We start from the raw sequence: 12,711 nt of genomic DNA, 5'->3' as shown, positions 1-12,711 counted from the left end.
GACTCTGGAGGGACCAGGTTAAATGCGCCTTAAGGCGGCGCTAAGGCGGGAATCCATAATGGGCAGATTCGGCCTCCATGGGCCCCATCCCCTCCCAGACATGCGCGCTCTCGTGGTGGAAGACGATCCCGGCATTGCCAGCGGCTTGCAGGCCTCGCTGCGCCAGGCCGGCTATGCGGTGGACACCTGCCCCTCGCTGGAAGCGGCCTGGCTGGCCCTCGCCGTGGAGCCCTTCGACGTGATGCTGCTCGACCTGGGCCTGCCCGACGGCGAGGGGCTGGACCTGCTGGCCCGGTTGCGCCGCCGGCCCGCGCCCGCACCGGGACGGGACGACCTGCCGCGCCACGACATGCCGGTGCTCATCATGACCGCTCGCGACGGCGTGAGCGACCGCATCAGCGGCCTGGACAGCGGCGCCGACGACTACATCGTCAAACCCTTCGACGCCAACGAGCTGCTTGCCCGACTGCGCGCCATGCTGCGCCGCGCCGGTGGCCGCAGCAACCCGCTGATCCAGCACGGCGACCTGGTGGTCGACCCGGCGGCCCACACCGTGCGGCGCGCGGGCGAACCGGTGGCGCTGGGGGGCAAGGAGTTCGCGTTGCTGCTCACGCTGCTGCAGGCGCGGCCGCAGGTGCTGTCCAAGTCGCGGCTGGAATCGGCGCTGTACGGTTTTGACGAAGGGCTGGAGAGCAACGCCATCGAGGTCCACATCCACCACCTGCGCCGCAAGCTTGGCGAATCCCTGATCAAGACGGTGCGAGGCGTGGGCTACTTCGTCCCGCAGGACGTGCCCGAGCCACCCGAGAAAGCGACGCGGTGACAGCCAGCCCCGTGGCCCCGCGCGAGAAGACCCTGCGGCACTACCTGCTGGCCTGGGCCCTTGGCGTGCTCGTGGTGGTCTGGCTGGCCTTGATCCTCTTCGCCTGGTCCACGGCCTTCCGGGAAGCCCGCCAGTTTTCCGACGGGCAGATGACGGCGGTGGCCAAACTCTGGTTGAGCGCCACGCCCTACCGGCTCGAACCCCGTGCCGCGGCCGAGGTGCCCGACCTCCAGCACGAATACCTGCAGGACGTGGCCGTGGTCGCATGGGACGACGGGCGCCTGGTGGCCGACACCCATGGCATGGTGGGCGGGCTGGACGTGGCGGCCATGCGGACGCAGGGCTTTGCCACCGTGCGCGTGAAAGTCCCGGGCCTGGTGCCCGAGTGGCGTGCCTACTCGGCCCAGGCGACCCTGGAGGGGCGGGTGCGGCGCGTGATCGTGCTCATGGACCTCAAGCAGCGCTACGAGCTGGGCAAGGACATCGCGGAGCACGTGGCCTTGCCCGCCCTGCTGGTGCTGCCCTTGGTGAGTCTCCTGTTGTGGTGGGCGATCCGCCGCGGCTTGCGCCCGCTGGACCAGCTCTCCAGCGAGGTGGCCGCGCTCGACGGTTTCGCGGGCCAGCGCCTGGGCACGCAGCACCGCCATCGCGAGTTCGCCAGCACGGTGGCAGCCATCAACGCCCTGGTCGACACCTTGCAGACGCGCGCCCAGCGCGAGCGTGAATTTGCGTCCGACGTGGCGCACGAGTTGCGCACGCCGCTGGCCGCCCTGGCGCTGCAGGCCGGGGCGGCGCAACACGATCCGTCCCCCGAGCGGCTGGCGCAGCTGGAGCAGGAGGCCCTGCGCGCGGGCCGCATTCTCTCGCAGCTGCTGGAACTGGCCCGTGCCCAGCGCAGCTCGATCGCAGGAACCGGCCCCCTGGTCGCGGGGCAGGTGGCGCTGGGCGAGCTCGCGGCGCGGTTGATCGCGGCTCATGCCCCCGCCGCCTACGAGAGCGGCCACGAGCTGTCCCTGCTGCAGCCCGACGAGCCGGTGATGGTGCAGGCCCCGCCCATGCTGCTGGAGCTCGCGCTGCGCAACCTGATCGAGAACGCGCTGCGCCACACGCCCAGCGGTTCGCAGGTGGCCGTGGCGGTCTGGCGGACCGACGCGGCGCAGGGTGTGTCGGTGAGCGACGACGGGCAGCGTGCCGACGCCACCCCCCTGGCGGCCGAGCGCGGTGGGTTGGGCCTGGGGCTGCGCCTGGTGGAGCGCATCGCCGAGCAGATGGGTGCCCAGCTGGAGCGGGACCGGGGCGAAGCGCCCATGACAACGCGCTTCACCCTGCGCTGGCCGCGCGCATAAGGTCCGTTTAACCTGGACTGCGCACAGTGCCGGGGCCGGCATGTGCTGGCCTTCGGATGCCGGCCATGCAGCTCTCCTTGCCTCTTGCTTTTCCCCGCTCTCTCCCGTCGGTTCAGACAACCCCGCCCGCGGCTCGCGTGCACCCCAGGGTGGCGGTGTGGGGTCTGGCGCTGTGGCTGGCGATCCTGGGCAATTTGCCGCTGTGGCAGCGCATCGATGGCTTGGGCGGCTCACCCACCCAGCGCCTGGCCCTCATGGCCGGCCTGGGCTTCTTGCTGGTGGGCGCCTTGGCGGGGCTGCTCTCGCTGCTGGCCTGGCCGCGCGTGTTCCGGCCTGCCGCCAGCGCGCTGCTGCTGGTGGCCGCCTTCAACACCTATTTCATGTGGCAGTACGGGGTGGTGATCGACCCGACGATGCTGGCCAACGTGGTGCACACGGACGTGCGCGAAGTGCGTGACCTGCTCTCCTGGGCCCTGCCGGCCACGGTGCTCGTGGTGGCCGGTGTGCCTTTGTGGCTGCTCTGGCGCCGGCCGCTGGCCCTGCGCGCCCTGGGGCCGCAAGCCGCGCGCAACCTCGGGGGGGCGCTGGCCGCGCTCGTGCTGCTGGTCACGGCCGCGCTGATGAGCTACCAGGGCCTGGCCTCGCTCATGCGCAACCACAAGGACCTGCGCTACATGGTCAACCCGCTCAACACGGTGTATGCCGGTGCCCGGCTGGCGGTGGATCAGTTGCCGCGCCAGGTGCGTCCGTTGCAGCCGGTGGGGCAGGACGCGGCCCTGGGCGCGAGCTACGCACAGCAGCCCCGGCCACCTTTGCTGTTGCTGGTGATCGGCGAGACCGCGCGCGCCCAGAACTTCGGGCTCAACGGCTACGCGCGCGACACCACGCCCACGCTGGCGCGCTGGCAGTCGCAGGGTGACCTGGTGAACTTCGCGCAGGTGCGCTCCTGCGGCACCAACACCCAGGTCTCGCTGCCCTGCATCTTCTCGCCGCTCACGCGCGCGCAGGGCGGCGACAAGACCCCTGAGCACGAGAACCTGCTTGACGTGCTCCAGCGCGCCGGGCTGGCCGTGCTGTGGATCGACAACCAGTCCGGTTGCAAGGGCGTGTGCGATCGCGTGCCGAACGCCTACGCGGGCGACCACGCCGTGCCCGGTCTGTGCGAGGGCAGCGAGTGCTACGACGCCGCCATGCTCGACGGACTCGACCAGCGACTGGCCGCGCTGGACCCGCAGCGGCGCGCGCGCGGCGTGGTGGTGGTGATGCACCAGATGGGCAGCCATGGGCCGGCCTATGCGAAACGTGCGCCCGCCGACCAGAAGCCGTTCCAGCCCGAGTGCCAGAGCATCACGCTGTCCGACTGCCCGCACGAGCCGCTGGTCAATGCCTACGACAACTCGATCGCCTACACCGACCATTTCCTGGGCCAGACCCTGCAGTGGCTGAAGGCACGCGCCGATCGCGGCGCCGAGGACACCGGTCTGATCTACGTGTCCGACCATGGCGAATCGCTGGGCGAAAACGGGCTCTACCTGCATGGCGTGCCTTATGCCCTCGCCCCGGAGCAGCAGACCCACGTGCCCATGGTGAGCTGGTTCTCGCCCGGCCTGCAGCGGCGCGCAGGCCTGTCGATGGGCTGCCTGCGCGGGCAGGCCGCCGCACCGATCTCGCACGACCACTTCTTCCACTCGGTGCTGGGTCTGATGGACGTGCAGACTCGCGCCTACCAGCCCGCGCTGGACGCGCTGCTGCCGTGCAGCGCGGCCTCGCAGGCCCGCTCGCCCGGGGAACCGACAGCCGATCCCGTGCACACCGGCTGAGCGGCCGGCGGGCACGGTGGAGCCGCGTTTCCTACAATGCGGGCTTCACTCTGACGACCCAACCCCGCCCACCATGTCCTTCATCCGTTTCTCCGACCTTTGTTCCAGTGGCCAAGTCAAGGGCCAGCGCGTCTTCATTCGCGCCGACCTGAACGTGCCGCAGGACGACGCCGGCCGCATCACCGAAGACACGCGCATCCGCGCGAGCCTGCCGGCCATCCAGATGGCGCTGGACGCGGGCGCGGCGGTGATGGTCACCAGCCACCTGGGCCGCCCCACCGAAGGCGCCTTCAAGCCCGAGGACTCGCTGGCCCCCGTGGCCGCGCGCCTGGGCGAGCTGCTGGACCGCCCGGTGCGCCTGGTGGCCAACTGGATCGACGGCGACTTCCCGGTGGCCCCCGGCGAGGTGGTGCTGCTGGAGAACTGCCGCCTCAACGTGGGCGAGAAGAAGAACAGCCCGGAGCTGGCGAAGAAGCTCGGCGCGCTGTGCGACATCTTCGTGCACGACGCCTTCGGCACCGCGCACCGCGCCGAAGGCACCACCTACGGCATCGCCGAGACCGCACCCATCGCCTCGGCCGGCCCGCTGCTGGCCGCCGAGATGGACGCCATCGCCAAGGCCCTCGCCGCCCCCAAGCGCCCGCTGGTGGCCATCGTGGCCGGCAGCAAGGTCAGCACCAAGCTCACCATCCTCAAGAGCCTGGCGGCCAACGTGGACCAGCTCATCGTCGGTGGCGGCATCGCCAACACCTTCATGCTCGCCGCGGGCCTGAAGATCGGCAAGAGCCTGGCCGAGGCCGACCTGGTGAACGAAGCCCGGGCCGTGATCGACGCGATGAAGGCGCGCGGCGCGGAAGTGCCGATCCCCACCGACGTGGTGACGGCCAAGGCCTTCGCGGCGGACGCACCGGCCACGGTGAAGAAGGCCACGGAGGTGGCCGAGGACGACCTGATCCTGGACATCGGCCCCGAGACGGCGCAGAAGCTGGCCGCGCAGCTGATGCAGGCCGGCACCATCGTGTGGAACGGCCCGGTGGGCGTGTTCGAGTTCGCGGCCTTCGAGGGCGGCACCAAGGCGATTGCGCAGGCCATTGCGAAGAGCAGCGCGTTCAGCATCGCGGGCGGTGGCGACACGCTGGCGGCCATCGCCAAGTACGGCATCGAGAAGGACGTGGGCTACATCTCCACCGGCGGTGGCGCCTTCCTCGAAGTGCTCGAAGGCAAGACCCTGCCGGCGTTTGAGGTGCTGGCGCGGCGTTCGGCCTGAGTTCCCCCTTTCTTTCACTTCCCACTGGAGTTTCCCCATGGCCCTCGTTTCCCTTCGACAGGTGCTGGACCACGCAGCCGACCACGGCTACGGCGTGCCCGCCTTCAACGTCAACAACCTCGAGCAGATCCTCGCCATCATGGAAGCCGCGCAGGAGACCGACAGCCCGGTGATCCTGCAGGCCTCGGCCGGCGCGCGCAAGTACGCGGGCGAGGCCTACCTGCGCCACATGGTGCTCGCCGCGGTGGAGGCCCACCCCGGCCTGCCCGTGGTGCTGCACCAGGACCACGGCGCCACGCCGGCCGTGTGCATGCAGTCCATCCGCTCGGGCTTCACCAGCGTGATGATGGACGGCTCGCTGCGCGAAGACGGCAAGACCCCCGCCACCTACGACTACAACCTCGCGGTCACGCGCCGCGTCTGCGAGCTCGCGCACGCCGTGGGCGTGTCGGTGGAAGGCGAGCTGGGCTGCCTCGGTTCGCTGGAGACCGGCGAGGCCGGCGAAGAAGACGGCGTGGGCGCGGCCGGCAAGCTCACGCACGACATGATGCTCACCGACCCCGAGCAGGCCGAGGACTTCGTGCGCCGCACCGGCGTGGACGCCTTGGCCATCGCCATCGGCACCAGCCACGGCGCCTACAAGTTCACGCGCCAGCCCACCGGCGACATCCTCGCCATCGACCGCATCGCCGCCATCCACGCCCGCGTGCCCAACACCCACCTGGTGATGCACGGCAGCTCCAGCGTGCCGCAGGAGTGGCTGGCCATCATCCGCGAGCACGGCGGCGACATCAAGGAAACCTACGGCGTGCCGGTGGAAGAGATCCGGCGCGGCATCCAGAACGGCGTGCGCAAGGTCAACATCGACACCGACATCCGCCTGGCCATGACCGGCGCCATGCGCCAGACCTTCGCGAAAGAGCGCAGCGAGTTCGACCCGCGCAAGGCGCTGCTGGCGGCGAAAAAGGCCGCGCGCGCGGTGTGCCGCGAGCGCTTCGAAGCCTTCGGCAGCGCAGGGCAGGCGGGGAAGATGAAGCCGGTGCCGCTGGACGCGATGGCCGACAGCTACGCCTGAGGAAGTTCGAGAATGAACTCGGCGCCGCCCTCGGCCGCGTTGCGCGCGCTCAGCCGCCCGCCGTGCTGCTCCACGATGCCGTAGCTGATCGACAGGCCCAGGCCGGTGCCCTTGCCCACCGGCTTGGTGGTGAAGAAGGGGTCGAAGATGCGCAGCAGGTGCTCGGGCGGGATGCCCGGGCCGTTGTCGCGCAGCGTCACGCGCACGGTGCCGTCCGCGCGCTCCAGCGACACCACGATGCGCGGCGTCTCGCGCTGGCCCACGGCGTCGAAGCCGTTCTGCAGCAGGTTCATCATCACCTGCTGCAGCTGGCCCGCGCTGCCCATCACGGTGCAGGTCTCGCCGGGCTGCCACTGCACCTCCACCGGTGCCGATCGGCCCTTCTGCACCCAGTGGATCGCGCGATCGATCACCTCCACCAGGTTCACCGGCTTGCGCTCCTCGGAGTCCATGGCCGAGAAGCGCTTGAGCCCGTGCACGATGTCGGCCGTGCGCTGCGCGCCCTCCAGCGTGCCCTCGATCAGCGAAGGCAGGTCGGCCAGCAGGTGCTCGATGCGCAGCTTGCGCCGCATCTCGGCCAGCACCGGCTCGGGCTCGTGCGCGTGCATCGCGGCCAGGTAGGTGCGCAGCCGATCGCTGTACTTGCTCAGCGCGTGCACATTGCCCAGCACGAAGCTGATCGGGTTGTTCAGCTCGTGCGCCACGCCGGCCACCAGCTGGCCCAGCGAAGCCATCTTCTCCGAGTGCAGCAACTGCTGCTGCGTGCGCTTCAAAGCCTCGTGCGCGGTGCGCATCTCGTGGTAGGCGCGCTTGAGCTCGGCCGTGGGCCGGCCCACCCACACCGTGCCCACGCGCCGGCCCTTCTCGCCGATGCGCGGCGTGCAATTGGCGTCCACCGACACGGCCTGCCCCTGGCGGTCCAGCAGGTTGAGCTCGATCGCCTCGCCGGCGCGCGGCGCATCGGCCTTCTCCATGGCCGCGCGCGCCAGCGCCTGGCTGCGCTCGTCGGCCAGCAGCGCGTGCAGCGGCGTGCCGCGCAACTGCGCTTCCGGCCGCCCGGCCAACTCGCACAGCGCCGCGTTCGCCTGCTCGATCACCCCATTCGCGTCGCACACCACCAGCACATCCGACATCGAGGTCAGCACGCTGAAGATGAACTGCTGCGACTGCTCCAGCTCGGTGTTCTTCTTCTCCAGCTCCACCTCGTCGTCGATCAGGCGCGTGTACACCTCGTCCATCTTCTGGATCACGTCCATCCAGGTGGACTCGTCCACGCCTTCCATCGGTACGGTGGGCAGCGGGCTCGGGGAGCGCGGCTTCTTCATGCGGATGTCCGGCGAGAGGGGCCGTCACCCAGAGGCGTCGAGGGTCCGGCTCCGCCGGCCCCAGACGCCGTTCCCCCTCGAAGCGCCGAAGGCGCGCCACGGAGGGGGGAAGCCGCGAAGCGGCGCAGGGGGGCGTTCATATCTAGTGCACCGTGCAGACCATGCAGGGGTCGAAGGAGCGCACGATGTGCTGCACGGCGACGGGGGTTTTTTCGCCTTCGCGCACCGGCGCGTTCACCAGCGCCTGTTCCAGCGCGCCGGGCGTGCCGGCCGCGTCGCGCGGCGAGAAATTCCAGCTCGTGGGCGCGACGATCTGGTAGTTGGCGATGCGCCCGCGCCGCACCACCACCCAGTGCCCCAGGCTGCCGCGCGCCGCTTCCGACAGGCCCATGCCGCTGCCCTCGTCGGGCAGCTCGGACGGCACGCAGAACGGCTCGGTGGGCCGCAGCGCGCGCAGCCAGTCCTCCATCAGCGGCACCACGCGCGCGAGCTCGAGCGCGCGCGCCAGCACGCGGGTGTACACGTTGCCGCCGTGCCGCGCCACCGCGTCGCGCACCAGCGGGTGGCCGGCCGCGAGCTGGCGCGCGATCGCACCGGTCTCCACCACCTCGCCGACCAGGCGCGGTGCCTTGTTCCAGGTGTAGCCGCGCGCCTTGTCGGGGTCGGGCCGGGTCTGGCCCACCAGCGGGTGCAGCGGGCCCGCGCCGTCGGCCAGCCAGGCGTGCGTGGCGTCCTCGGTGATGGCGGCCGCGTCCACCGCGTCCAGCCGCGCGGTGTCGGCGCGCCACACGCCACCGGGCAGGGCAAAGCCGCCCTCGGGCTGGGCGTAGGCGCCGTAGCTCAGGTAACGGCCCGGGCCGGGGCCCAGGGCCTGCAGCCGCAGGTCGCGCACCAGCGTGAGGAAAAAGCGCAGGTCGCCGCCCAGCGGGTCCTGCGCGTGCCAGTCCCACAGCGCGTCCTCGGTGTCGAGGGCGCCGATGGCCTCCAGGGGCGCGGCGAACAGCTGGCGCTCCAGGAAGGCGCGGAACTCGCGCACGCGCGAGAGCAGGCGCACGCGCTCGGCCGCGTCGATCGGGCGGGTGGAGCCGCCCGGCTCGATGGACTGCGTGTGCGGCCACTTGCCGCCCAGCGTGCCCAGCAGCGTGAGCCAGCGCTGGCGCGCCGCCGTGGCCGCGCGCACCTGCTCGCCATGGTTCGGCGCGAAGCGGCGCACCGCTTCGGCGTGCCACGCGTGCGCCGCGTACACCGGGCGCGTGAAGTCCGGCATGAAGAACAGGTAGAAGTGCGTGAGGTGGTCGGCCAGGTTCTCGGTCGCCAGGATCACGTTGCTCGCGTGCTGCCCGTTGGCCGGCATGGCGATGCCGCCCAGCGCGGCCAGCGCGCGCGCCGAGGCCACCGACTGCGAGACCGAGCAGATGCCGCAGATGCGCGGCACATACACCAGCGCATCGTGCGGCGCCTTGCCCTGCAGGATCTGCTCGAAACCCCGGTACATGGTGGCGTTGACCTGGGCCGAGGCCACGCGGTCGCCCTGCACGTCGAGCTGCACTTCGAGGTCGCCCTCGACGCGGTTGAATGGACCGACGATGAGACGAGCCCCCACGCTCGTCGCTGCGCGCACTTCGCTGCCCCCCAAGGGGGCGCTCGCGCCCTGGGGCGGCCCGGCGTCGCTCGGTCGTGTCATTTGAGGCGGGTCTTCCGAATGGCCGGCGTGACCACCAGGTGGTCCGCCACGGCGTTGTGTTTCACGCGCTTGGGCGTGGCGCTCTTGGAGAGCGAGGCCAGCGCGACGAACCAGGCCTTGGGCATGTCGGTGGGCAGGCCGATGGGGATGCCGGCGAGCTTGGGCGTCTGGTGGAAGGGGTGGCCGGGCTCCTGGAAACCCGGCTCGGTGCAGGCGATGCAGGCGTAGCCGCCGCGCGTGCACGAGCCTTCGCCGTTCCACAGCCGCGTGTTGCAGTCGGCGTGCACCTGCGTGCCCTTGCAGCCCATGTGCTCCATCATGCAGCCCAGGTCCGAGGGCTTCTCGGCGCTGGCCTTGAACTCGTAGTACTCGTTGCGCGTGCAGCCGTGGTGCACCAGCTGGTCGGCGTAGAAGCGCGGGCGGTTCAGCGGGTCGAGGTCGCTGGCGGTGAAGCTGTCGGCGGCCAGCGCCATCAGCGTGTCGATCACCCAGCTCGGGTGGGTCGGGCAGCCGGCGATGTTGATCACCGGCAGGCCGCTGGCCGAGCGGAAGGCCGCGCCCAGCAGGCCACCGGCCTCGTCGTCCTCGTGCTGCAGGCCGCAGGCGTCGGTGGGGTTGTCGCCGCCGGCCGTGATGCCGCCCCAGGCCGCGCAGCTGCCCACGGCCAGCACGTGCTTCGCGCGCGCGCTCAGGCGCCGCACCCATTCGATCATCGGCAACTGCGTGCCGGCCAGCATGTGAAAGCGCCCCGTGCCGTTGGGCCCGCGCAGCAGCGAGCCTTCCACGCACAGCGCGTCGAGCCGCGTGCGGCCGTCGAGCACCGCGTCCAGCAGGTCCAGCAGCTCATCGCCGCTTTCCATCGAGAGCGAGGGGTGCCACAGCAGGTTCACGCCCGCATCGCGCAGGTGGCACTGGAAGTCGGTCGTGTCCGCGCACAGCAGCGACATGCTGCAGCCACCACACCCACCGCTCTGGAGCCAAAGGACGTTCAGTGTCATGTCACTTCTCCAATCCCAAGCGCTGCATCTTGCCGCGCAGGCCGACGCGGGACAAACCGAGCTCCTGCGCCACGCGGGTCTTGTTCCAGCGGTGCCGCTGCAGCGTCTCGCGCAGCACCATGGCTTCGATCACGTCCAGCCGCTCGGCCAGGGTGCCGCTGGTGGGCAGCGCGGCCTGCAGGTCCTCGCCGCCCTGGCTGTGGCCCTGCAGCACGCGCGCCGAAAACGCGGCGGCTTCGAGCGCGCTGCCGTCCTGAAGCGCGAGCGCGCGCGCGATCTCGTTGCGCAGCTCGCGGATGTTGCCGGGCCAGGGGTAGGCCAGCAGGCAGGCCAGGGTGGCGTCGGGCAGCGTGGCGCCGGGGTGGCCGAGTTCGTTCGCCACGTCCTGCAGCAGCTGGCGCGCAATGGGTGCGATGTCGGCCGCGCGCTCGCGCAGCGGCGGCACGGTGATGCTCACGCCCGCGAGGCGGTAGTACAGGTCTTCGCGGAACAGGCCCTCGCGCACGCGCTGCTCCAGGTCGCGGTGGGTGGCGGCGATCACCCGCACGTCCACCGGCACCGGGCGCGCACCGCCCACGGGCCGCACCTCGCCCTCCTGCAGCACGCGCAGCAGCCGCACCTGGAAGGCCGGCGAGGTCTCGCCGATCTCGTCGAGAAACACCGTGCCGCCGTGCGCGCGCTGAAACAGGCCGGGGTGGTCTTCATACGCGCCGGTGAAGGCGCCGCGCTTGTGGCCGAACAGCTCCGATTCGAGCAGCGTGTCGGGAATGGCCGCGCAGTTCTCCACCACGAAGGGGCCGGTCAGGCGCGGCGAGGCGTAGTGGATCGCGCGCGCCAGCAGCTCCTTGCCGGTGCCCGACTCGCCCAGCACCAGCACCGAGAGGTCGTAGCGCGCCACGCGCTGCGCCATGGCGCACACGCCGTCCAGCGGGCTGCCCGGGGCGCGCACGATGCGCTCGAAACCGAAGCTGGCGCGCGCCCGGTCGATCTGCGTGGCGGTGCGCTGGCGCAGCACGCCGGTGCTGGTGCGCAGCTCCAGGTCGAGCCGGCTGGTCTGGCGCTGCAGCGCCTGCGTCTCCACCGCGTTGCGCACGGAGTCCAGCAGGTGGTCGGGCGCCCAGGGCTTGAGGATGTATTGGTAGATGCCCGCCTCGTTGATGCCGGCGATGATGTCTTCGCTGTCCGTGTAGCCCGAGATCACGATGCGCACCGCATCCGGCCAGCGCTCGCGCACTTCCTTGAGAAAGCTCACCCCGGTCATGCCGGGCATGCGCTGGTCGCACAGGATCACGCTCACCGGCTGGCGTTCGAGCAGGCCGCGCGCCTCTTCGGCGCTGCTGGCGGTGAACACGGTGAAGTCTTCGTCCAGCGTGCGGCGCATCGCGTCCTGCGAGCGCACCTCGTCGTCCACCACGAGCACGGTGGGCAACACGTCGGCAGGGAAGGGTGCGTTCATCGGTGCACCGCAAGATGCCGGGGCGTCCACGCGTGCGGCAGCTTGTGCACGAAATGGTGGCGCGCCACGTGGTAGCTGGGGTCGAAGCCGTAGAAGTTGCGGTGCATGCGCGCGAGTTCCTGTTCGCGGTGGTGGGCCAGCGGGCGGCGCGCTTCGTCGCGCTCGCGCGTGGCCTGCTTGGCCGCCAGCCTCTGCGGCAGATTGTAGGAGGCGGCGAGCGCCAGCGCGCGCTGCAGGCAGCGGTCCTCGAAGCCGGCGCGCCCGGCCGGGTCGCAGTGGTCGATCAGCGTCATGTGCCAGGCGTCGAGCGCGCGCAGCGGGGTGCGCTGGCCCATGAGCGCCTTCGCACCCGCCTCGCCCAGGCGGCGCGGCAGCAGGTAGGTCCAGTACTCGGAGCCGTACAGGTTGCCCATGTTCTTGTAGTGCGGGTTGAGCACCACGTCCTCGTGCGCCCACACCTCGTCGGCCGCCAGCGCCAGGAAAGCGCCGCCCGCGCCGGCGTTGCCGCGCAGCACGCTCACCGTGAGGCGGTCGGTGGTGGTGATCACGGCCAGGGCCAGGTCGTTCATGGCCTCGATGTTGCGCCACGAGGCGTCGGCCGCGCTGTCGCCGGGCCGGTGGGCGGCGGCCTCGATGGCGTTGAGGTCGATGCCGTTGCTGAAGAAGTCTTCGCCGCCCATGAGCAGCAGCACGCTGACCGGGCGCTCGCGCACCGCCAGCCAGGCCGCGCGCAGGCGCTCGCAGCGCGCGGTGGACATGGCGCCGTTGTGAAAGTCGAAGTGCAGGCAGCCCACGCGCGCGCCCTCGGGGCCGTGCTCGGTGTAGCGCAGCTCGCCCCACTCGTGCGCGGCCCGCTGCAGCGCCACGGGCCGCTCGGGCAGGGCGGCCGCCTCGGCCGCGAAAGCCTGCGCGGCCAC

10 protein-coding genes are annotated in these 12,711 nt (G+C 71.2%); 5 read left to right on the top strand and 5 right to left on the bottom strand.

The features are described 5' to 3' along the window. The first annotated feature begins 100 nt into the window (after positions 1-100). From KIT86_RS09440 to fba, 5 genes are all read left to right on the top strand, one after another. Positions 101-823, top strand: coding sequence for a response regulator transcription factor (locus tag KIT86_RS09440; RefSeq protein WP_297397608.1), 723 nt, complete (start codon positions 101-103; stop codon positions 821-823). After that, on the top strand, positions 820-2,169 hold the full coding sequence (locus KIT86_RS09435; RefSeq protein ID WP_297397606.1) for an ATP-binding protein: 1,350 nt from the start codon (positions 820-822) through the stop codon (positions 2,167-2,169). The genes KIT86_RS09440 and KIT86_RS09435 overlap by 4 nt, the downstream gene beginning before the upstream one ends. 137 nt (positions 2,170-2,306) lie before the next feature. Beyond that, complete coding sequence (locus KIT86_RS09430; protein WP_297397604.1) at positions 2,307-3,989, top strand: phosphoethanolamine transferase; 1,683 nt, start codon at positions 2,307-2,309, stop codon at positions 3,987-3,989. 73 nt (positions 3,990-4,062) lie between these two features. After that, on the top strand, positions 4,063-5,256 hold the full coding sequence (locus KIT86_RS09425; protein WP_297397602.1) for a phosphoglycerate kinase: 1,194 nt from the start codon (positions 4,063-4,065) through the stop codon (positions 5,254-5,256). A 37-nt stretch (positions 5,257-5,293) separates the two neighbouring features. Further along, positions 5,294-6,331 carry a class II fructose-bisphosphate aldolase gene (fba, locus tag KIT86_RS09420; RefSeq protein ID WP_297397600.1) on the top strand — a complete coding sequence of 346 codons (1,038 nt, stop codon included), beginning with the start codon at positions 5,294-5,296 and terminating at the stop codon, positions 6,329-6,331. On the opposite strand, the gene KIT86_RS09415 is transcribed toward fba, so the two are convergent. The 5 genes from KIT86_RS09415 to KIT86_RS09395 form a co-directional block, all read right to left on the bottom strand. After that, complete coding sequence (locus KIT86_RS09415; protein WP_297397598.1) at positions 6,322-7,656, bottom strand: ATP-binding protein; 1,335 nt, start codon at positions 7,654-7,656, stop codon at positions 6,322-6,324. The genes fba and KIT86_RS09415 overlap by 10 nt on opposite strands. A 142-nt stretch (positions 7,657-7,798) precedes the next feature. Beyond that, positions 7,799-9,340: a nickel-dependent hydrogenase large subunit gene (locus KIT86_RS09410; RefSeq protein ID WP_297397596.1), complete on the bottom strand. Its 1,542-nt coding sequence runs from the start codon at positions 9,338-9,340 to the stop codon at positions 7,799-7,801. Further along, on the bottom strand, positions 9,337-10,338 hold the full coding sequence (locus tag KIT86_RS09405) for a HupU protein (RefSeq protein ID WP_297397594.1): 1,002 nt from the start codon (positions 10,336-10,338) through the stop codon (positions 9,337-9,339). Before KIT86_RS09405 ends, KIT86_RS09410 begins: the two co-directional genes overlap by 4 nt. Before the next feature lies 1 nt (position 10,339). Further along, a complete protein-coding gene (locus KIT86_RS09400) occupies positions 10,340-11,794 on the bottom strand; it encodes a sigma-54 dependent transcriptional regulator (protein ID WP_297397592.1) in 1,455 nt (484 codons plus the stop codon). Next, positions 11,791-12,711: enoyl-CoA hydratase-related protein (locus KIT86_RS09395; RefSeq protein WP_297397590.1), on the bottom strand; the 921-nt coding region annotated here is incomplete at its 5' end. The genes KIT86_RS09395 and KIT86_RS09400, both read right to left, overlap by 4 nt.

This window comes from Hydrogenophaga sp., from assembly GCF_026125825.1.
In the GTDB taxonomy this organism is placed as follows: domain Bacteria; phylum Pseudomonadota; class Gammaproteobacteria; order Burkholderiales; family Burkholderiaceae_C; genus Hydrogenophaga.
Note: the sequence above shows the minus strand (reverse complement) of the source record. Positions and strands in the feature narration are given on the sequence as shown.